The organism is Microbacterium sp. NPDC077663, from assembly GCF_044542795.1.
In the GTDB taxonomy this organism is placed as follows: domain Bacteria; phylum Actinomycetota; class Actinomycetes; order Actinomycetales; family Microbacteriaceae; genus Microbacterium.
Genome location: NZ_JBITVE010000001.1, coordinates 739185 through 759903, shown reverse-complemented (window position 1 = coordinate 759903; position 20719 = coordinate 739185). Strand labels below are relative to the sequence as shown.

General features: G+C 68.5%; 15 protein-coding genes. 2 read left to right on the top strand and 13 right to left on the bottom strand.

Annotated features, from left to right (window positions below; genetic code table 11):
- Position 1 precedes the first annotated feature (1 nt).
- From typA to ACIGEP_RS03595, 10 genes are all read right to left on the bottom strand, one after another.
- On the bottom strand, positions 2-1915 hold the full coding sequence (gene typA, locus ACIGEP_RS03640) for a translational GTPase TypA (RefSeq protein ID WP_396660262.1): 1914 nt from the start codon (positions 1913-1915) through the stop codon (positions 2-4).
- 141 nt (positions 1916-2056) lie between these two features.
- Positions 2057-3745 carry an ABC transporter family substrate-binding protein gene (locus ACIGEP_RS03635; RefSeq protein ID WP_396660261.1) on the bottom strand — a complete coding sequence of 563 codons (1689 nt, stop codon included), beginning with the start codon at positions 3743-3745 and terminating at the stop codon, positions 2057-2059.
- Between the two features lie 49 nt (positions 3746-3794).
- Entirely contained in the window at positions 3795-5897 is a 2103-nt protein-coding gene (locus tag ACIGEP_RS03630) for a dipeptide ABC transporter ATP-binding protein (protein WP_396661010.1), read from the bottom strand.
- 4 nt (positions 5898-5901) lie between these two features.
- Positions 5902-6828 (bottom strand): ABC transporter permease, encoded by a 927-nt coding sequence (locus ACIGEP_RS03625; RefSeq protein WP_396660260.1) that lies wholly within the window; start codon positions 6826-6828, stop codon positions 5902-5904.
- Between the two features lie 2 nt (positions 6829-6830).
- Positions 6831-7814: an ABC transporter permease gene (locus tag ACIGEP_RS03620; protein ID WP_396660259.1), complete on the bottom strand. Its 984-nt coding sequence runs from the start codon at positions 7812-7814 to the stop codon at positions 6831-6833.
- Positions 7815-7955: 141 nt separating this feature from the next.
- Positions 7956-8522 (bottom strand): hypothetical protein, encoded by a 567-nt coding sequence (locus tag ACIGEP_RS03615; protein WP_396660258.1) that lies wholly within the window; start codon positions 8520-8522, stop codon positions 7956-7958.
- The gene (locus ACIGEP_RS03610) at positions 8519-10243 is read right to left on the bottom strand and encodes an ABC transporter ATP-binding protein (protein ID WP_396660257.1); all 1725 of its coding nucleotides are present in this window, start codon (positions 10241-10243) and stop codon (positions 8519-8521) included. The genes ACIGEP_RS03615 and ACIGEP_RS03610 overlap by 4 nt, the downstream gene beginning before the upstream one ends.
- A 14-nt stretch (positions 10244-10257) precedes the next feature.
- A complete protein-coding gene (locus ACIGEP_RS03605) occupies positions 10258-11193 on the bottom strand; it encodes an ABC transporter permease (RefSeq protein WP_396660256.1) in 936 nt (311 codons plus the stop codon).
- Positions 11183-12112 carry an ABC transporter permease gene (locus tag ACIGEP_RS03600; protein ID WP_396660255.1) on the bottom strand — a complete coding sequence of 310 codons (930 nt, stop codon included), beginning with the start codon at positions 12110-12112 and terminating at the stop codon, positions 11183-11185. Before ACIGEP_RS03600 ends, ACIGEP_RS03605 begins: the two co-directional genes overlap by 11 nt.
- Positions 12113-12297: 185 nt before the next feature.
- Complete coding sequence (locus ACIGEP_RS03595; protein ID WP_396660254.1) at positions 12298-13938, bottom strand: ABC transporter substrate-binding protein; 1641 nt, start codon at positions 13936-13938, stop codon at positions 12298-12300.
- 195 nt (positions 13939-14133) lie between these two features.
- Between ACIGEP_RS03595 and ACIGEP_RS03590 the strand changes: the two genes are divergently transcribed.
- Together ACIGEP_RS03590 and ACIGEP_RS03585 are read left to right on the top strand one after the other, a co-directional pair.
- Positions 14134-14931, top strand: coding sequence for a CPBP family intramembrane glutamic endopeptidase (locus ACIGEP_RS03590; RefSeq protein ID WP_396660253.1), 798 nt, complete (start codon positions 14134-14136; stop codon positions 14929-14931).
- 377 nt (positions 14932-15308) lie between these two features.
- The gene (locus ACIGEP_RS03585; protein ID WP_396660252.1) at positions 15309-16142 is read left to right on the top strand and encodes a hypothetical protein; all 834 of its coding nucleotides are present in this window, start codon (positions 15309-15311) and stop codon (positions 16140-16142) included.
- Positions 16143-16370: 228 nt separating this feature from the next.
- Here ACIGEP_RS03585 and gcvP read toward each other — a convergent pair whose 3' ends face one another.
- From gcvP to gcvT, 3 genes are read right to left on the bottom strand one after another with little or no spacing between them, the layout of a single operon-like run.
- Positions 16371-19163: an aminomethyl-transferring glycine dehydrogenase gene (gcvP, locus tag ACIGEP_RS03580; protein WP_396661009.1), complete on the bottom strand. Its 2793-nt coding sequence runs from the start codon at positions 19161-19163 to the stop codon at positions 16371-16373.
- A gap of 53 nt (positions 19164-19216) precedes the next feature.
- On the bottom strand, positions 19217-19597 hold the full coding sequence (gcvH, locus tag ACIGEP_RS03575; protein ID WP_396660251.1) for a glycine cleavage system protein GcvH: 381 nt from the start codon (positions 19595-19597) through the stop codon (positions 19217-19219).
- Positions 19594-20712: a glycine cleavage system aminomethyltransferase GcvT gene (gene gcvT, locus ACIGEP_RS03570; protein WP_396660250.1), complete on the bottom strand. Its 1119-nt coding sequence runs from the start codon at positions 20710-20712 to the stop codon at positions 19594-19596. Before gcvT ends, gcvH begins: the two co-directional genes overlap by 4 nt.
- Positions 20713-20719 lie beyond the last annotated feature (7 nt).

The window sequence follows — 20719 nt, the reverse complement described above, 5'->3', positions numbered from 1 at the left end:
GTCAGGAGCCGGCGTCCTGGCGCTTCAGGCGCGACGCCGTGCGGCCGCGCTCGGTCGCGTCGAGCACGACCTTGCGGATGCGCACCTTCTCGGGGGTGACCTCGACGCATTCGTCGTCGCGGGCGAACTCGAGGCTCTCCTCGAGCGTGAGCTGGCGCGGCGGCGTCATCGACTCGAAGGAGTCGGAGGTCGACGAACGCATGTTCGTGAGCTTCTTCTCCTTGGTGATGTTGACGTCCATGTCGTCGGCGCGCGAGTTCTCGCCGATGACCATGCCCTCGTAGACCTCTTCGGTCGGCTGCACGAAGAAGCTCATGCGCTCCTGCAGCGCGATCATGGCGAACGGCGTCACGACACCGGAGCGGTCCGCGACGATCGAGCCGTTCTGCCGCGTCGAGATCGCACCCGCCCACTCGTCGTAACCGTGCGAGATCGCGTTGGCGATGCCGGTGCCGCGGGTGATCGTGAGGAACTCGCTCCGGAAGCCGATGAGACCGCGCGACGGGACGATGAACTCCATGCGCACCCAGCCGGTGCCGTGGTTGGTCATGGTCTCCATGCGACCCTTGCGGCCGGCCATGAGCTGCGTGATGGCACCGAGGTGCTCTTCGGGGGCGTCGATCGTGAGGTGCTCGAACGGCTCGGTGAGCTTGCCGTTCTCGTCGCGGCGGGTGACGACCTGCGGCTTTCCGACGGTGAGCTCGAAGCCCTCGCGCCGCATGTTCTCGACGAGGATCGCCAGGGCGAGCTCGCCGCGACCCTGGACCTCCCACGCGTCGGGCTGGCCGATGTCGACGACCTTCAGCGACACGTTGCCGATGAGCTCGCGGTCGAGGCGGTCCTTGACCATGCGCGCGGTGAGCTTGTGACCCTTGACCTTGCCCATGAGGGGCGAGGTGTTGGTACCGATCGTCATCGAGATGGCCGGGTCGTCGACCGTGATGGCCGGGAGCGGGCGGACGTCCTCGGGGTCGGCGATCGTCTCGCCGATCGTGATGTTCTCGAAGCCCGCGATGGCGACGATGTCGCCGGGGCCGGCGGACTCGGCCGGGTAGCGCTCGAGGGCGCGGGTCTTCAGGAGCTCGGTGATGCGGGCGTTGCTCGTCGTGCCGTCGGCGCGGACCCAGGCGACCGTCTGCCCCTTCTTCAGCGTGCCGTTGAAGACGCGCAGCAGAGCCAGGCGGCCGAGGAACGGCGAGGAGTCGAGGTTGGTGACCCAGGCCTGCAGGGGCGCGTCGTCGTCGTAGGACGGCGCCGGGACATGCTCGAGGATGGCTTCGAACAGCGGCTCGAGGTCATCGTTGTCGGGCAGCGATCCGTTGTCAGGCCGGGTGCGCGAGGCGGCACCGGCGCGGCCGGAGGCGTAGACGACCGGAACGTCGAGCAGCGCGTCGACGTCGAGGTCGGGGACGTCGTCCTGCAGGTCCGACGCGAGACCCAGCAGCAGGTCGTGGGCCTCCTCCTCGACCTCGGCGATGCGGGCGTCGGGGCGGTCGGTCTTGTTCACGAGCAGGATGACCGGGAGCTTCGCCTCGAGCGCCTTGCGCAGGACGAATCGCGTCTGCGGGAGCGGGCCCTCGGAGGCATCCACCAGCAGGACGACGCCGTCGACCATCGACAGGCCGCGCTCGACCTCGCCGCCGAAGTCCGCGTGGCCGGGGGTGTCGATCACGTTGATGGTGATCGGCTGATCGGTGTGGATGCCGTTGTACGTGATCGCCGTGTTCTTGGCGAGGATCGTGATGCCCTTCTCACGCTCGAGATCGTTCGAGTCCATCGCCCGCTCCTCGACGTGCGCGTGTTCGCCGAACGAGCCGGTCTGGCGGAGCATGGCGTCGACGAGCGTCGTCTTGCCGTGGTCGACGTGCGCGACGATCGCGACGTTACGGAGGTCAGGACGGAGGGCGTGCGCCATGAAGGGAATTCCTTGCAGAGAGGGATGATGCCGGGATGCCGGCAGTCCACTTTACCGCAGCCCGCGACACGCCGACGGGGCGAGGACCTTTCGGTCCCCGCCCCGCCGGTGATCAGGTGATGCAGGTGAGAGATCCTCGGATCACTCGGTGTAGCCGACCATCGTCCAATCGGTGCTCTTGAACGTGGCGGTGCCGTAGTTCGCGAGCCCCTCATCGGTCGCGACGACCTCGGGGTAGGGGTAGATCGGAACGCTCGGCAGGAAGTCGGCGATCACCTCGTTGATCTCCTTCGCGATACCGAGGCGTGCATCCTCGTCGAGCTCGGCGTTCGCCTCTTCCCAGAGGCCGGCGAGACGGTCGTCCGTGACGCCCGCGTAGTTCTGCGGGGAGTCAGCGGGCGTGTAGATCGTCTCGGCGGACGAGATCGGGAACAGGGTGCCCTGCCAACCGAACGTCACGGCCTGGAAGTCACCCGCGTCGATGTTGGTGAAGTAGTTCTCGCTGGGAACCTCGTTGAGCGTGACCTCGACACCGATGCGAGCCAGGGAGTCCTGGACACCGAGAGCGCGGTTGATGTTCGACTGCGTGCCGGCCGGAACGGTGATGGCGAAGGTAAGGGTCTCGCCGTCCTTCGTCCAGCCGTCGTCGCCCTTCGTCCAGCCTGCCTCTTCGAGGAGGCTCTCGGCGGCGTCGGTGTCACTGCCGATGACATCGCCGAAGACATCGCTGTAACCGGCCTGGCCGGGCATGAAGATCCAGTCGCCGAGGGTGGTGGCCGGGGCGCCCAGGGGCTCGTTCGCGACCCGAGCGATGAGCTCGCGGTCGATCGCCATGCCGATCGCCTTGCGGACGTTGACGTCGTCGAACGGCGCCGCGGTGGCGTTGAACGTCAGGTGCGACCAGGTCACACCGCCGGAACGGCCGACGACGGCGCCCGCCTTGCTGCTGGCGGTCTCGAGTGCGTCGGGCGTCTGGATCTCGAGCGAGTCGATCTCGTCGTTGGCGTAAGCCTGCGGGAGCGTCTCCTGGGCGATGACCTTGAAGGTGATCCCGTCGAGCTTCGGAGCGTTCGCGCCCCACCAGTTGGGGTTGGGCACCAGCTTGAAGATCTTGGCGCTGTTGTCGATCTCGTCGACGACGTACGGGCCCGCGGAGGGGACGGCCTCGGACGCGAAGCCGCTGTTGAAGGCCTCCTTGTCCGTGGCGATGTCCGCCGGCAGCACCGGGGTCAGGAACAGGCTGGGCCAGTCGGCATAGGCACCCTTGAAGGTGACCGTGTACTCGAAGTCACTGACGACCTCGGCCGTGTCGATCGCGTCGAAGACCGACGACGGGACCGTCTCGTACCCGTCAGCGGCGCCACCGGCGGCGGCGTACGTCGCGACGTAATCCTCGGCAGTGATGGACTTGCCATCGGGCCAGACGGCGTTCTCGTTCAGCTTGACGGTGACGACCTGCGGGTCCTCGCTCGTCAGCTCGATCGACGTGGCGTAGTCCGGGTTGGCAGTCCAGCTGCCGTCGTCCGCGACAGTCCACATCGACGAGAGCGTGGGCTCGAGGAGCTTCTGCACGTCGACGTTGGCCGCCAGCGCGTGGTTCGGATTCCAGCTGCCCTCATCGGTCGGGCTGCTCGTGACGGAGAGGTTGAGCGTGCCACCGTCGGTGAGGTCGCCGTAGTCCACCGCCTCGTAGCCGACAAGGGGGAGCGATTCGGGCGACGCCGAGGAGGACGGCGACGGCGACGACGTGGTCCCGCCAGCACAGGCGGTGAGCATGAGAGCTCCCGCACTGAGCACAGCAAGACCCGCAAGTGCTGTCTTACGGATCATGTGCATCTACTTTCTTCTTGGGTCCGCCGGATAAGACGGAGTTCAGGGGTCAGGTGACGACGAGGACGTTCTTGTCGACGTGGTGGCAGGAGACCTCGACGCGGCCGTGCCTCGCCAGCTCGGGGTACTCCCCCAGGCACCGCCGCTGGTCCTCCTCGGGGAGGAGACGGAACAGCGGGCACCGGGTACGGAAGCGGCATCCCTGGATCTCGACGGCCGGGCTCGGCAGGTCGCCGTCCAGGAGGACGCGCTCGCGCGTGCGCTCGATGTGCGGGTCGGGGATGGGGGCCGCCGACATGAGCGCCTGGGTGTACGGATGCCGGGGGTTGCTGAAGACCTCCGCGATCGGGCCGGACTCGACGATCCGTCCCAGGTACATCACCGACACGTCATCGGCCAGCTGACGCACGACCGCCAGGTCGTGGGCGACGAACACCATCGACAGCCCCAGTCGGTCGCGCAAGTCCTGCAGCAGGTTGATGACACCCGCCTGGATCGACACGTCGAGGGCCGAGACGGGCTCGTCGAGGACGAGCACCTTCGGGTTCGTGGCGAGTGCCCGCGCGATGCCGATGCGTTGCCGCTGACCGCCCGAGAACTCGTGCGGGTAACGGTCCGCCATGGCGGGATCGAGCCCCACGAGTTCGAGGAGCTCCACGACACGTTCGTCGCGCTGGGCCTTGGGGACGTCGTGCACGAGAAGCGGCTCCGCGATGACCTCGCCGATCGGCAGTCGCGGGTCGACGGCGGCGGCGGGATCCTGGAACACGATCTGGATGTCGCGTCGCAGGTCGCGTCGACCCTTGCGGGTCAGCGACGCGACGTCCTTCCCGTTGAAGGTGATCCGCCCACCCTGCGGGGCGGTGAGCTCCATCATCTCGAGGATGGTGGTCGTCTTGCCGCATCCGGACTCCCCCACCAGGGCGAGCACGCGGCCCTCCCGCAGGTCGAAGGAGACGCCGTCGACCGCCTTGACGTCGCCCACCCGGCGACGGAACACCCCGCCCCGGTACAGCGGGAAGTGGCGCTTGAGGTCGCGCACCTCGACGATCGGCGCATCGGTGGTCTCGGCGACGATCTCTGCCGGCAGCGGCTCGGGGCGCGGGAAGATGTCGGAGCGACGGAGCGTCCCCTCCGCCAGCTCGTCCGAGCGGTGGCAGGCGGCGAGCTGACCGACGGCGCGTCCGGCGGGGACCAGTTCGGGCTCGACCTCGTGGCACACCGCGACCGCGGCGGGGCATCGCGCCGCGAACGGGCAGCCCTTCGGAAGCGACGCGAGGGACGGCGGACGCCCCTCGAGCGGCACGAGTCGCTCGGTCCCGGCCGTGCGGATGTTCGGGACGGACCGCAGCAGACCGACGGTGTACGGCATCACCGGTTCGCGGAAGATCGTCTCGACGCTGCCGTACTCGACCATCTTGCCGGCGTACATCACGCCGACGTTGTCGGCGTGGCCGGCAACGACCCCGAGGTCGTGCGTGATGAGCGAGACGGCCGCACCGGTGATGCGCTTCGCCTCCTCGAGCACCTCGAGGATCTGCGCCTGGATCGTGACGTCGAGCGCGGTCGTCGGCTCGTCCGCGATGATCAGGCGCGGGTTGTTGGCGATCGCGATGGCGATCATCGCCCGCTGACGCATGCCGCCGGAGAACTCGTGCGGGAAGGCCTTGGCGCGACGGGGCGCGTCGGGGATGCCGACGATCTTCAGCAGCTCGACGGCGCGCGCGGCTGCCGCCTGCTTGCTGAGTGCCGAGTCGTGCAGGCGCAGCGCCTCCGAGATCTGGTCGCCCACGGTGTAGACGGGGGTCAGCGCCGACAGCGGGTCCTGGAAGATGATCGCCAGTTCGCGGCCGCGGATGCCGGAGAGTCGCCGGTCGTCGAGGGTGAGGAGGTTCTGCCCCTGGAAGAGGATCTCACCCTCGATCTGAGCTGTATCGGGCAGCAGCCCCATGACGGCGAGGGAGGACACCGATTTGCCGGAACCCGACTCCCCCACGATGCCGAGGAACTCGCCCTCGTGGATCGTGTAGCTGACATCGCGCACGGCGCGGACGGGTGGCCGGTCGCGCTGCGGGAACGTGACGGAGAGGTTCTTGACCTCGAGGATCGGGCGGCCACGTTCGCGGGCGCTCGTCTCGACCGAGTGCAGCAATTCGTCAACCACGGTTGGCTCCTGACGTGGGGTCGATGGCGTCGCGGAGCGCGTCACCGACGAGGCTCAGGCTCAGCAGCAGAACGACAAGAGTGCCGGCGGGGAAGACGAACAGCCAGGGGCGGGTGGCCGCGGCGGTGTTGCCCGCGGCGATGAGGGTGCCGAGCGAGACCTCGGGCGCCTGCACGCCGAAACCGAAGAAGCTGAGGCTCGTCTCGGCGAGGATCATGGCCCCCACACCCAGGGTGGCGTCGATGATGAGCAGCGAGGCGACGTTCGGGACGACGTGGCGGGTGACGACCGACCACGTGCCGAAGCCCATGTACCGTGCCGCCTTCACGAACTCGCGCTCGCGCAGCGACCGTGTCTGCGAGCGGATCACCTGCGCCATGATCATCCAGCCGAACAGGGCGAGGAAGAAGGTCATGACGATCCAGCCGGACTCCCGGAAGAACGGGAACAGCAGCACCAGGATGAAGAAGGCGGGCAGCACGAGGAGCAGGTCGATGAACCACACGATGACCTTGTCGCTCCATCCCCCGACGTACCCGGCGATCGCGCCGACGAAGCCGGCGATGAGCGTTGCCAGGGGGCCGGCGACGAATCCGACGATCAGCGAGATTCGCAGCCCGGCCATCGTCTGGGCGAACAGGTCGTACCCGAGCGTGTCGGTGCCGAACGGGTGCGCGGGGCTCGGCGCCTGGTTCAGGGAGAAGTAGTCGCGCGTCGTGTGCGAAATCGGCCAGACCAGCGGCCCGACGACGGCCCACAGCACGATGGCCACGAGAACCGTCGATCCGATCCAGAACTGCTTCGACGAGCGCAGGCGCTGCCAGATCAGGCGCGACCGGGTGAGCGGCTTGCGCGGCTTCTGGTCGGCGGAGACCGAGAGCTCCGCGACCTCGGCCGACTGTTCGAGAGGGATGACCATGATTACCTCCGCACGCGCGGGTCGAGGGCGGCGTACAAGATTTCGGAGAGCGTCGACGAGCACAGGATCAGGACCGCGACGAACATCGTCGAACCCGCCACCGCGTTGATGTCGTCCTGCTGCACGGCCTGGATGGTGAGCTCGCCCATTCCGTGCCAGCCGAACATGATCTCGAGCATCGTCGCGCCCGCGACCAGAGTGCCGAAGCTGTAGGCGAAGAAGGTCGACATCGGGATGAGGGCGACGCGCACACCGTGGCGGACGAGGGCGGACCCGCGGGTGCGACCCTTCGACCGGGCGGTCCGGATGTAGTCGGCACCGAGGACGTCGAGCATCGCGCTGCGCTGATACCGGCTGTACGACGCGGCGGCGCCCAGGATCAGGACCAGGGTGGGCAGCAGCAGGTGGGAGAGCCGGTCGCCCAGCTGCGGCCAGAACTCGTTCGGGATGCCCGGCGAGTACTGCCCCGTGAACCGGATGATCTGCGATCCCGCCGCCTGGTTGAAGTAGGTGGCGAGGATCATCAGCAGGATGGCCATCACGACAGTGGGGGTCGCGAAGAGCAGGTAGGACGCGGCCGTGACGATGCGGTCGCTCGTCCGGTACTGGCGTACCGCGCCCCAGACGCCCAGGATCACACCCAGGATGGCGCCGAGGATCGATCCCACCAGGAGCAGCTGCAGGCTGACGCCCGCACGCGTGAAGATCTGCTCGACGACCGGCTGGTTACCCGTGGTCAGACCGAGGGATCCCTGCGTGAAAAGGTTGCCGAGCCACCGGAAGAGACGGAGCAGCAGCGGGTCTTCGGGGTTGACGCCCCAGCGGTCCAGGATGCCGTCGATGGTCGACTGCGGTACGGGAGGGTTCCGCTGGAGGAACCGTCGTTCGGGAACCAGTCCGATGCTCGCGAGCACGTAGGCCATGGAGGTGGCTACGAGGGTGAGGATCGCGTAATTCAGGATTCTCCTGATCAGGTACAGCGTCACGCGTCTCGGGTGTCCTCTCCGGCCGTTCCGGCGTCGAGGACGCCTTGCCAATCGGGGCTTCGCTGCCCCGCCCGCACAACGCTAACAAACATGCCCATCGATCCGGCCAAACGGTGAACAGTTCGTTTCACGATCTTTACTTCACGGATGCACAAGTGTCACAGAGGCGATCGTGAGGGCCACGAGCACCGCCCCGGTGAGGAGTGCCGGGACGTCCCAGCGGGAGGTCGCGACGCGCTCGGACGGCGTGGCCGCCTCGCGCAGGGCCTCCATGATGAGCGCCGCATCCGTCGCCGCTTCCGGCGTCCGGGTCATCTTCCGACGCGGCGGGAAGGGGCCGCCCCAGCAGTCGATGCGGCGCCCTCCGACGAGCACGACGCGCAACTGGGCCGACTGGACGACCTCCTCGACGGAGGACCAGGGCAGGTCGTGGATCCGGAGAGCGTTCACGACGACGACGCCCTCACGATCCGCGCGGACCTGGGACCGCCAGAAGAGCAGCCACGCGAGCCACCCGATGAGGATGAGCAGCGCCGCCCATCGCCCGAGGAAGAGCCAGCTCCCCCGGAGCGCCGCATCCCCCAAGAAGAACACCAGCATCGCCACGACGACCCAGAACGAGACCATCGTCGACGATGCCCGGAACACCCGAGGGCGGAGGAAGCGGGCATCCTGCCCGCCGCCCCCGCTCCCCGAGGGACTCGTCATGCACGCCCCCCGAGCGGGATGTCCGCACCGGGGATCGCGTCGAGCAGACGCTGGGTGTACTCCTGCGTCGGTGACGCGAAGATCTCGTCGACCGTGCCCTGCTCGACGACCCGGCCCTGCTCCATGACGCACACCAGGTCGGCCGCGACACGCACGACGGCGAGGTCGTGGGTGATGAAGAGGTAGGTCAGGTCGAGCTCGGACTGCAGTTCGGCGAGCAGGCGCAGGATCTGGTCCTGCACGAGAACGTCCAGGGCCGAGACCGCCTCGTCGAGGACGACGATCGACGGCTTCAGCGCGAGCGCACGCGCGATCGCGATGCGCTGACGCTGGCCACCCGACAGCTCGTTCGGGTATCGCCAAGCGACCTCGCGCGGGAGCGAGACCTGCTCGAGCAGCTCGAACACGCGGTCTCGTCGGGATTTCTCGTCGCCCACACCGTGCACGCGCAGCGGCTCCGCGATGAGGGTGCCGATGCTGCGCAGCGGATCGAGGGATCCATACGGATCCTGGAAGACCGGCTGCATGCGGCTCCGGAGCCCGAAGATCTCCTTGCGGCTCATGCCCGACGTGTCGTTGCCGTCGACGATCACGGCACCGCTCGTCGGCTGCTCGAGCTGGAGCACCATCTTCGCGACGGTCGACTTGCCCGAGCCGGACTCCCCCACGAGCGCGAGCGTCTTGCCTCGCGGGATCTGGAAGGAGACGCCGTCGACGGCGCGGAACGGCTCGCTGCGGAAACCGCCGGAGCGGATCTTGTACTCCTTGACGAGGTCGCGCACCTCCACGACGGGCTTCGCGTCGGCGACCTCGTCGATGTGCTCCACGCCGCGCCGCTCGGCGACGGCCTGGATGCGCTGCGAGGCGAGGCTCGGAGCGGCGGCCACCAGTCGCTGGGTGTAGGGGTGCTGCGGGTTCTCGAGGATGACGCGGCTCGGACCCGCCTCGACGATCTCGCCCTGGTTCATCACGACGATGCGATCCGCGCGTTCCGCGGCCAGACCCAGGTCGTGGGTGATGAACAGGACCGACGTCCCCTTCTCCCGCGTGAGCGAGGCGAGGTGATCGAGGATGACGCGCTGCACCGTCACGTCGAGCGCGCTCGTCGGCTCGTCGGCGATCAGCAGCTTGGGGTCGGCCGCGAGACCGATGCCGATGAGGGCGCGCTGCCGCATCCCGCCCGAGAACTGGTGCGGGAACTGGTGCATACGACGCTCGGCATCGGCGAGACCGGCCTGCTTCAGCACCTCGATGGCGCGTCGGTGGGCCTGCTTTCGGTTCGATGCCAGTCCGTTCGCCCGAACGGCCTCCTCGACCTGGAATCCGATCGACCAAACCGGGTTCAGGTTGGACATCGGGTCCTGCGGGACATAGCCGATGTCGCGACCGCGGATGTTCTCCATGTCGCGGCGGCTCGCCTTCGTCAGGTCGACGCCATCGAGCATGATCGAACCGCTCGTGACCTTTCCCGTACCCGGCAGGAGATCGATGACCGCTGCCGCCGTCGTCGACTTGCCCGAACCGGATTCGCCGACGATCGCGACGGTCTCACCGGGGAAGACGTCGAGGTCGACGCCGTGGAGGACCTCGCGGTCCTTCTTGCCGGTGGAGAAGGCGACCTTCAGGTCGCGGATCTGCAGAAGGGGTTGCGACACGGCGCTCTCCTTGGTGCTGCCGCGCAGCGAGGCACGGCTCGACGGGATACCGGTGTTCTCTGTCATCGCTGCCTCGTCTGTCATCGCTGGGCCCTCGACTTCGGGTCGACGGCGTCGCGCAGTAACTCGCCGAGGGTGATGAACGCGAGCACCGAGATCGTCAGGGCGAGCGACGGCCACAGCAGGGCGAACGGTGCCGTCCGGATGGACGACTGCGCCTGACTGATGTCCGCGCCCCACGACACGCCGCCGAGACCGACACCGAGGAAGGACAGCGTCGCCTCCGCGACGATCGCGGTGCCGAGCCCGAGGGTCGTGACGACGATGACAGGAGCCATCGCGTTCGGGATGACGTGGCTCAAGAGCGTCCGGAAGCGCGAAAGACCGATCGAGATCGATGCCGTCACGTAATCCGATTGCTTCACCCGCAGGACCTCGGCACGAGCGATACGAGCCGTGCTCGCCCACGAGAACCCACCGATCGCGAGTGCGAGGACGAAGACGTTCTTGTACTCCGCGAGCACCGACATCACCACGACGGCGGCGACGATGTAGGGAATGGTGAAGAAGATGTCACCCACTCGCGAGAGCAGCGAGTCGAGGAATCCGCCGTAGAAGCCGGCAAGGGTGCCCATGATGAGACCGATGACCGTCGAGATGACCGTCGCGAGGACGCCCACCGACATCGAGATGCTCGTCCCGTGCACGACACGCGACCAGATGTCGCAGCCAAGGTACGTGAAGCCCAGCGGATGGCCGGCCTCCGGTCCGCCGTTGCTCTTCGCGAGGTCGCAGGCGCCACCCGACGGAGCGACGGAGGTGAAGAGGGTGGGGGCGACCGCCATCACGATGATGAGCAGCGAGAAGACGATCGAGATCCAGAAGGTCGGACGACGGCGCAGGTCGCGCCAGGCATCCAGCCAGAGGTTGCTCTTCTTCTCGGAAAGGCGCAGCTGGTCGACCACCACCGTCTCGGTGCGGGTGGGCGCCACGTAGTGCGTGGAGTTACTTGACATAGCGGATCCTCGGGTCGAGCAGGCCGTAGAGAAGGTCGACGGCCAGGTTCACCAGCACATAGATGACCACGAAGATCGTGACGAAGGAGACGACCGTCGGAGTCTCGTGGCGGATGATCGCGTTGAAGAGGGTGTTGCCGACGCCGGGCACGTTGAAAATGCCCTCGGTCACGGTGGCGCCGACCATCAGGACACCGAACTGGGTCGCCGTGTCGGTCACCATGGGAATCATCGAGTTGCGCAGCACGTGCACAGGGATGACGCGGCGACGCGACAGCCCCTTCGAGTAGGCGGTGCGGACCCAGTCCTGCCCCAGCGACTCGATCATCGACGACCGTGTCAGCCGCATGCTGGACGCATAGATGCTGAGGCCGAGGACGATCGCGGGAAGCCAGAGGTCGCCCCAGTCGTTCTGGCCGCCGACGGTCGGCTTGAACCAGCCGAGCTGGACGCCGAGGAAGTACTGCGCGAGGAAGCAGAGGACGAAGATCGGGATGGCGATGAAGATGAGGGCCGTCACGAGTGCGCCGTTGTCGAAGATCGAGCCCTTCCAGACCGCGGACAGGGCACCGATGACCAGGGCGAGCACGAAGGCGATCGCGACCGACATGATGGCCAGACGCATCGTCACCGGGACGGTCCTCGCGAGGACGTCGTTGACGCTCTGACCCGAGAAGGTGTTCCCGAAGTCGAAACGGAGGACGCCACCGAGGTAGTTCGCGTACTGGACGATGAACGGCTCGTTCAATTTGTACTGATCGCGGATCGCGTCGATGACGGCCTGCGGCGGCTGCTTGTCACCGAAGAGTGCGGCGATGGGATCGCCCGGAAGTCCGAAGACCATGTAGTAGATCAACAGGGTCGCGCCGATGAAGACCGGAATGACCTGAAGGATCCGTCGGAGGATGTAATAGGCCACCCTCGGCCCCCTTTCAGGGAAAAGACGTATCAGTGCTGACGCACGAAGAAGGGCCCCGCTCTGCGGCGCCCCTGTTCACCCATCCTCTGCCCGTCCCCTGAGAGAACGGTGAGACAGGCGGGTCACGCCACGAGGCGGTGACGGGTGACCGTCACCGCCTCGTGCGAGGTGATGCTGTGCTGGGGTTACTTGGTGATCTCGTAGTAGAGCGGCACCGAGTTCCAGCCGAACTCGACGTTCTGCACGCCGTCGGCCCATCCGCCGTTGACGTTGGAGTACCAGAGCGGGAGGGCCGGAAGGTCCTCGAACAGAACCGACTGCGCCTCGAGCAGGGTCGCGTTGCGAGCGGCCTCGTCCGTCTCGCTGATACCCGTGCTCAGCAGCTCGTCGAACTTCGCGTCCGAGTACTTGCCGTCGTTCGAGCCGGCGCCGGTCGCGTACAGCGGGCCGAGGAAGTTGTACAGGCCGGGGTAGTCGGCCTGCCAACCGGCACGGAAAGCGCCGACCTTCTCGTTGTCACGCGCGTCGAGGTAGCTCGCGAAGTCCGGGAACGGCTGCCCGACGGCGGTGATCCCGAGCGCTCCGGAGATCGAGTTCGCAACCGCGTCCACCCACGTCTGGTGTCCGCCGTCGGCGTTGTAGGCGATCGTGAAGTCCTCGCCGCTGTAGGGCTGGATCGCGTTCGCCTGGTCCCACAGCTCCTTGGCGAGCTCGGGATCGTAGTCCAGGACCTCGTTGCCCGGGACAGAGTCGCTCCAGCCGTCGATGACGGGTGAGGTGTAGTCCTTGGCGGGGGTGCGGGTGCCCTTGAAGATGACGTCGGTGATCTGCTCGCGGTTGATCGCGTGCGAGATCGCGGCGCGGCGCAGCTTGCCCTCTTCGTCGGTCTGGAAGCCGTCCAGCCACTCGGGGATCGTCAGCGACTGGAAGATGGCGGCCGGCTGGTTGACCGAGCGACCGTCGAGGTCGGACTCATAGGTCTCCAGAGCGCTGTCGGGGATCGCGTCGAGGACGTCGAGGTTACCCGCCTGCAGGTCCTGGTACGCGGCATCCTGCGTCGCGTAGAAGACGATGTCGAGGCCGCCGTTCTTCGCGGCACGGGGACCGTCGTAGTCCTCGTTGGGGACCAGGTCGATACGGACGTCGTGCTGCCACGCGCCCTCCTCGGCCAGCTTGTAGGGGCCGTTGCCGATCGGGTTCTCGCCGAAGGCCTTCATGTCGTCGAATGCGACGTCCGGAAGGGGGAAGAACGCCGAGTAGCCGAGACGCTGCGCGAAGTCAGCAGCCGGCTTGTTCAGCGTGATCGTGAAGGTGTAGTCGTCGACCTGCTCCAGACCGGACAGCTCGGAGTCCTCGTCGTAGCTGAAGCCCTCGATGTCCTCGAAGAAGTACGAGGCGTTCTGAGCATTCGACAGCAGAGCGCCGTAGTTCCACGCCTTGATGAAGTTGTCGGCTGTGACCTCTTCGCCGTCGGTGAACTTCAGGCCCTCGCGGATCTTCACCGTGAGCTGCGTCGGGGAGTCCGTGGTGATCTCCTCGGCGACATCGTTGACGACCGAACCGTCTGCGGCATAGGAGATGAGGCCCGCGAAGATCGAGTCGACGACCTTACCGCCACCGGTCTCGTTGGTGTTCGTGGGGATGAGCGGGTTCTGGGGCTCGGAGCCGTTGGTCGTGATGACCGCGTCGGTCGAACCGCCGGTGCCCTCGGTCTCGGTGCCCGTGCCGCCGCCGGAGCTGGCGCAGCCGGCGAGAACCAGGCTGGTGGCGCCGAGCAGGGCGAGGCCCGCGACGCCGATCTTGTTGCGCTTCAAAGTGTCCTCCATGAGACCTAATGAAAGCCCGGGTCGAGGCTTCGCGACCCAGGCGTGATGAGAAGCACACTAAGCACGTTGAGCGCAATGCGACAAATCCCTCACAAGACCGTTACACAGCCTTTACTTGGGAAGCCGACGATGAAGCAGTCTGATCGGTGGGGCCACCGGCATCCCACTCATACGATGCCGTGGCATTCTGACCGGATGGCCACCTCGACCGCTCTCACCGTCGATCCCTCCCCTCGTCGTCGCGCGCGTGTGTGGTGGGAGATCGGGATCGTCCTCGCGCTGTCGCTGGGGCGATCGGCGGTGTACTCCGTGCTGTCGCTGATCGAGGCGTTGACGCGCGCACCGCTCGGCGATCAGCAGACGTCGTTGAACCCGGGCGCCGCACCGTCGGAGGTGTGGGATGTCATCAGCCAGTTCCTGAACGCGGTGTTCGGGTTCGCGCCGGTCGCCCTCGCGATCTACCTGTTGTGGGAGCCCGCGCGATCGGGCTTCGCGAAGATCGGGCTGACCTTCGAGCGGTTCGGTCGGAACCTGGGCGGCGGGGCGCTCCTCGTCCTGGTGATCGGCGTGCCGGGCCTGCTGCTATACGCGGTCGGACGGGAGCTCGGGATCACCGTGCAGGTGGATGCCTCGCCGCTGGACTCGTCGTGGTGGACGGTGCCGCTCCTGCTGCTGGCCGCTCTGCGGGCGGGGCTCTTGGAAGAGGTCATCATGGTCGGCTACCTCTTCGACCGGCTGCGGCAGATCGGCTGGAACACGTGGACGATCATCCTGTCGACCGCGGCGCTGCGAGGCGCCTATCACGCGTACCAGGGCTTCGGTCCCCTCGTCGGCAACATGGCGATGGGCGTTGTGTTCGGCTGGGTGTATTCGCGTTGGGGCCGGGTCATGCCGCTCGTCGTAGCGCACGTCCTCATCGACATCATCGCATTCGTGGGGTACCCCCTCGCCGCGCTCTGGTGGCCCGGCGTGTTCGCGCCGCCCGCCGGCTGACGCGGGCCGGCCCATTCCGCGAGACTGCACGTCCGCGCCGAGACTGCAGCACGGCGCCGCGGTTTCGTGGTGCGCGTGCAGTCTCGCAGTGAGATCGCGGGTGGGCGCCGGTTCCTCCCCCGCGAGTGCGGCGCTGGGGGCGTCCACCGGGCGGGGTGCGACGGCGCTCGGGCGGGCGGCGACCGAGGACCATCGGAGCCATGCCCGCGATCGCCGTCCTCCGCCGTGCCCCCGTCGCCTGCCCCGTGCCGCTGTTACGGGCGAGGGACGTTCCTCACGCCGCCCGTGTCGCAGCACGGGGTGAGCTCGTTTCCGTTGTGCGTGGGGTCTACTCGCCGACGGCGTCTTGGCGACAGCTCTCTGCGTGGGACCGCTATTTGGCCCGCGTCCACGCCACGATCCTCACGCACCCCGGGCTCGTCCTCAGCCACGAGTCGGCTGCGGCGATCTGGGGGATGCCGGTTCTCGGCGACCCCGGCGTCGTCCACGCCCTGGGGGACCCGACCCGCACCTCGCGCCTGCACGCCGGCCTTCGCATGCACACCACGACGGGCGTACGGGACGTCGTCGATCTCGGCGGGTTCGCCGCCGTCGCACCCTCGGACTGCGCCGTCGACCTCGCGCGCGCTCGACACGTGGTGGTGGGGCTCATCGCGGCCGACGCGGCGCTTCGCCTGGATCCCGCGGCATCCGTGGAGTCGCTCGTCGAGCAGAACGAGCAGAGACCGAGCTCGCGGGGACGCCGCATCGCCCGGTGGCCTCTGCGTCGTGCCAGGGCGGAGGCGGAGTCCACACTCGAGTCGGCGAGCCGCGCCATCATCGAGCTGCTCGGCTACGAGGAGCCCGAGCTGCAGACCGAGTGGACCGGTCCGGGCGCGACCGATCGCACCGACTTCTGGTGGCCAGGATCGGGGATCGCGGGCGAGGCTGACGGCGACCTCAAGTACGACGGCCGGTTCGGCGACCCCGTGGCCTTGTTGCGCGCGCGCCGCGAGCGTGACCACAGGCTCCGGTCGCGAGGCATCCGTTCCGTCGTGCATTGGGGCTGGTCCGACCTGGTCGACCCCGATGCGCTGGACGGCATCCTTCGCGGCGCGGGCCTACCTCGGGTGGCGCTCCCCGACCCCTACCGCCTCGCGACCGCACGAATCGCGCTCGCCCCGCGCCATGCCGCCGCGAGACTGCACGCCCGCGCCGAGACCGGGGTCTGAACCCACGGTCTCGCGCGTCGCGTGCAGTCTCGCGGAAAGGCTCAGCCCGCGCGGGTGCGCTCCGGCACGGACCGCGCGGTCCCGGCGGTCCCGTCGCCCGCGAGCTACCGCGCCGCGAGACTGCACGCGCGCGCCGAGACCGGCGCCTGAACCCACGGTCTCGTGCGCCGCGTGCAGTCTCGCGGGAAACCCGCGCGGGCCCGCCGCGCCGCGCCGCGGGCCCGCGCGTCAGGCGAACGCCTCGATCGGCGGGCAGGCGCAGACGAGGTTGCGGTCGCCGTAGGCGTTGTCGATGCGGCGGACGGGCGGCCAGTACTTCGTGCGCACGATGCCGGGCACGGGGTACACCGCGATCTCGCGCGGGTACGGGTGCGCCCACTCGCTCGTGATGACGGATGCCGCGGAGTGCGGCGCGTTCACCAGCGGGTTGTCGTTCGCCGGCCAGTCCCCGGCCGCGACCGCGTCGGCCTCGGCGCGGATCGCGATCATCGCCTCGACGAACCGGTCGAGCTCGGCGAGGTCCTCGGACTCCGTGGGCTCGACCATGAGCGTCCCCGCGACGGGGAACGACATCGTCGGCGCGTGGAAGCCGTAGTCGATGAGCCGCTTCGCGACGTCGTCGACCGTGATGCCGGTGGCCTCCTTGAGCGGGCGCAGGTCGAGGATGCACTCGTGCGCGACGAGCCCGCCCTCCCCCGCGTACAGCACCGGGTAGTGCCCCTCGAGTCGCCGAGCGACGTAGTTCGCCGCGAGCACCGCGGCGGCGGTCGCCTGCCGGAGTCCGTCGGCGCCCATCATCCGGACGTACGCCCACGAGATCGGCAGGATCGACGCCGACCCGTACGGCGCCGCCGAGACAGGACCGCCGTCGAAGACGTGACCGCCCGCGTGCTCAGCTCGCTGCGCCAGCGGGTGCGACGGCAGGAACGGCGCGAGGTGCGCCTTGGCCGCAACAGGGCCCACACCGGGTCCGCCGCCACCGTGCGGGATCGCGAACGTCTTGTGCAGGTTGAGGTGCGACACGTCGCCGCCCAGGTCGCCGAAGCGGGCGAACCCGAGCAGGGCGTTGAGGTTCGCACCGTCGACGTAGACCTGTCCTCCGGCCGCGTGCACGGCACCGGTGATGTCCATGACGTCGTGCTCGTACACGCCGTGCGTCGACGGGTACGTGATCATGAGCGCCGCGAGGTTCTCGGCGTGCGCCTCGACCTTGGCCCGCAGGTCCGCCAGGTCGACGTTGCCGGCCTCGTCGCACGCCACCACGACGACCCGCATCCCCGCGAGGACGGCGGATGCCGCATTGGTGCCGTGCGCGGACGACGGGATGAGGCAGACGTCCCGGTGCAGATCGCCGCGCGAGTGGTGGTAGCCGCGGATGGCGAGGAGCCCCGCGAGCTCTCCCTGAGAGCCGGCGTTCGGCTGCAGCGAGACCGCGTCGTACCCGGTGACCTCGGCCAGCCACGCCTCGAGCTGGTCGATCATCACGAGGTAGCCGGCGACATCGTCGGTCGGCGCGAACGGGTGCACCCGCGCGAACTCGGGCCACGACACCGCCGCCATCTCGGTCGCCGCGTTGAGCTTCATCGTGCACGACCCGAGCGGGATCATGCCGCGGTCGAGCGCGTAGTCGCGGTCCGCGAGCTGCTTGAGGTACCGCATCATCGCCGTCTCGGAGCGATGCGTGTTGAAGACCGGATGCGTCAGGTACTCGTCCGTGCGCCCGAGCGCCTCGGGGAGGTGGGCGTTGCGGTCCCGCAGCGGAACGAACACCTTCGACGAGTCGACGCCGAAGACGGATGCCACGGCCTGGAGGTCGGCGACCGTCGTCGTCTCGTCGACCGAGATCCCGACAGAGTCGCCATCGCGGAACCACAGCTGATACCCCCGGCGGCGCGCGTCGGCGATGACGTCCTCCGCGCGGCCGGGAGTACGGACCACGAGCGTGTCGAAGTACGCCTCGTGCAGGACCTCGGCACCGGACCCGACGAGCCAGTCGCGCAGCAGCGACGTCTTGGCGGTGGTCTCCTCGGCGATCCGCTTCAGACCGTCGGGACCGTGGTAGACCGCGTACATGGAGGCCATGACCGCCAGCAGCACCTGCGCGGTGCAGATGTTGGAGGTCGCCTTCTCGCGGCGGATGTGCTGCTCGCGGGTCTGCAGCGACAGGCGATAGGCGGGCGCGCCCGAGGCATCCATCGACACACCGACGAGGCGTCCCGGCAGCTGACGCTCGAGACCTGCCCGCACCGCCATGTACCCGGCGTGCGGACCACCGAAGCCCATCGGTACTCCGAAGCGCTGCGTCGTGCCGACGGCGACATCGGCGCCCATGGAGCCCGGCGAGCGGAGGAGCGTGAGGGCGAGCAGGTCCGCCGCGACGACGACGAGACCCTTCTGCGCCTGGACGGCCGCGATGACGTCGGAGGGGTCCCATACGCGCCCGGTGGCGCCGGGGTACTGGACGAACGCGCCGAACGCCTCCGGCAGCTCCCCGTCGTAGGAGGTCTCGTGGATCTCGACACCGACGGCGGCCGCGCGGTGATGCAGCAGGGCCTTGGTCTGCGGCAGTGCGTCCGCATCGACGAGGAACACGTTCGACGCGGACTTCGAGGCGCGACGGGCCACCAGCATCCCCTCGACGACGGCCGTGGACTCGTCGAGCATCGACGCGTTCGCCGTCGCGAGCCCGGTGAGGTCGGTCACCATCGTCTGGAAGTTGATGAGCGCCTCGAGCCGGCCCTGCGAGATCTCGGGCTGGTAGGGGGTGTAGGCGGTGTACCAGGACGGGTTCTCGAGCACGTTCCGCTGGATGACCGACGGCGTCAGCGTGTCGTAGTAGCCGAGGCCGATCATGGCGCGCGCCGACCGGTTCTGCGCCGCCAGGTCGCGGAGTTCGGCCAGCGCCTCGGCCTCGGTCGCCGCGGGCGGGATGATGCTCTCGCGCTCGGCCACGTGGATCGCGTCGGGGACGGCGGTGTTGACGAGGGCGTCGACGGATTCGCGCCCGAGGACGCGCAGCATCTCGGCCTGCGCGGCCGAGTCGGTGCCGATGTGGCGGTCGCGGAAGGCCGAGCTCACGCGTCGCCGCCCGTCAGCGCGACGTAGGCGTCGCGGTCGAGGAGGTCGGCTGCGGGCGCGCCGTCGGTCTTGATCTTGACGAGCCACGCGTCGAATGCGCCGGCGTTGACCGACGACGGGTCGTCCACGACGGCGTCGTTGACCTCGACGACCTCGCCGGTGAGCGGGGCGTAGAGCTCGCCGACCGACTTGGTCGATTCGATCTCGCCGCAGGTCTCGCCGGCGGTGACGGTCGTCCCGACGGCGGGGAGCTCGACGAAGACGACGTCACCGAGCTTCTCAGCGGCATAGTCGGTGATGCCGACGGTCGCGACGTCGCCGTCGAAGGCGATCCACTCGTGCTCGGCGGTGTAGGACAGGGCGGTCAGATCGGTCATTTCTGTCTCCGGTAGAAGGGCAGGGCGGTGACGGTCGCGGGGATGCGGGTCCCCCGGACGTCGATGGTCAGGGCGGTGCCCTCAGCGGATGCCGAGGGGTGGACGAAGGCCATCGCGACGGGATGGCCGAGGGTCGGGCTGAGCGCTCCCGAGGTGATCTCGCCGACGGTGTCGTCTCCGGCGAGCACGGCGTAGCCGGCGCGCCCGGCGCGGCGGCCCTCGGCGACGAGGCCGACGAGCACTGGCGCGTCGTCGAGGGCGCGGGCGGCGAGGACGTCCTTTCCGACGAACGCCTCCTTGTCGGCGGCGACGACGCGGCCGAGCCCCGCCTGTGCGGGCACGATGTCGCGCGAGAGCTCGTGACCATACAGCGGCATCCCCGCCTCGAGGCGCAGCGTGTCGCGCGCGGCGAGGCCCGCGGGGACGAGCCCGCGGTCGGCTCCGGCGGCGGTGACGGCCTGCCAGAGGTCCGCTGCGACCTCGTTCGGAACCATCAGCTCGAAGCCGTCCTCACCGGTGTAGCCGGTGCGGGCGACGAACAGGCTGCGCCCCTGGAACGATCCGATCGCCCACGAGTAGTAGGTCATGTCGACCAGCGCCGGCTCGACGCCCTCGATTCCGGCGGTCGACTCGAGGATGCTGCGGGCCGACGGGCCCTGCACGGCGATCAGCGACATCCGGTCGGTGATGTCGTCGATGCGAGCACCCCCCGCATCCACCGCCGCGAAGGCCGCCGCGACCTCGGCGCGGTTGCCGGCATTCGAGATGACGAGGAACTCGTCCTCCGTGATGCGGTAGACGATCACATCGTCGACGATGCCGCCGTCGGCCGCGAGGACGAGGGAGTACTTCGCCTTACCGACCTTCATCGACGAGATGCGTCCGGCGAGAGCACGGTCGAGGAAGTCGGCGGCATCCGCCCCCTCGATGCGGAACTCGGCCATGTGCGAGATGTCGAAGATCCCGGCCGCCTGCCGCACGGCGTGGTGCTCGGCGAGGTCAGAGGTGTAGCGCACCGGCATGAGCCAGCCGCCGAAGTCGGTGAAGGACGCACCGAGCCGCTCGTGCAGCTCGTGCAGCGGCGATCGCCGCGCGTCGGTGGTGGTGTCGGTCATGCCGTCT

Bases quoted from the DNA above. Each gene is read 5' to 3' on its own strand.
- ACIGEP_RS03615 (WP_396660258.1), bottom strand. From the start codon at position 8,522: ATGACGAGTCCCTCGGGGAGCGGGGGCGGCGGGCAGGATGCCCGCTTC.
- ACIGEP_RS03590 (WP_396660253.1), top strand. From the start codon at position 14,134: ATGGCCACCTCGACCGCTCTCACCGTCGATCCCTCCCCTCGTCGTCGC.
- typA (WP_396660262.1), bottom strand. From the start codon at position 1,915: ATGGCGCACGCCCTCCGTCCTGACCTCCGTAACGTCGCGATCGTCGCG.
- ACIGEP_RS03625 (WP_396660260.1), bottom strand. From the start codon at position 6,828: ATGGTCATCCCTCTCGAACAGTCGGCCGAGGTCGCGGAGCTCTCGGTC.
- ACIGEP_RS03635 (WP_396660261.1), bottom strand. From the start codon at position 3,745: ATGATCCGTAAGACAGCACTTGCGGGTCTTGCTGTGCTCAGTGCGGGA.
- ACIGEP_RS03605 (WP_396660256.1), bottom strand. From the start codon at position 11,193: ATGTCAAGTAACTCCACGCACTACGTGGCGCCCACCCGCACCGAGACG.
- gcvH (WP_396660251.1), bottom strand. From the start codon at position 19,597: ATGACCGATCTGACCGCCCTGTCCTACACCGCCGAGCACGAGTGGATC.
- gcvT (WP_396660250.1), bottom strand. From the start codon at position 20,712: ATGACCGACACCACCACCGACGCGCGGCGATCGCCGCTGCACGAGCTG.
- gcvP (WP_396661009.1), bottom strand. From the start codon at position 19,163: ATGCTGCGCGTCCTCGGGCGCGAATCCGTCGACGCCCTCGTCAACACC.
- ACIGEP_RS03610 (WP_396660257.1), bottom strand. From the start codon at position 10,243: ATGACAGAGAACACCGGTATCCCGTCGAGCCGTGCCTCGCTGCGCGGC.
- ACIGEP_RS03595 (WP_396660254.1), bottom strand. From the start codon at position 13,938: ATGGAGGACACTTTGAAGCGCAACAAGATCGGCGTCGCGGGCCTCGCC.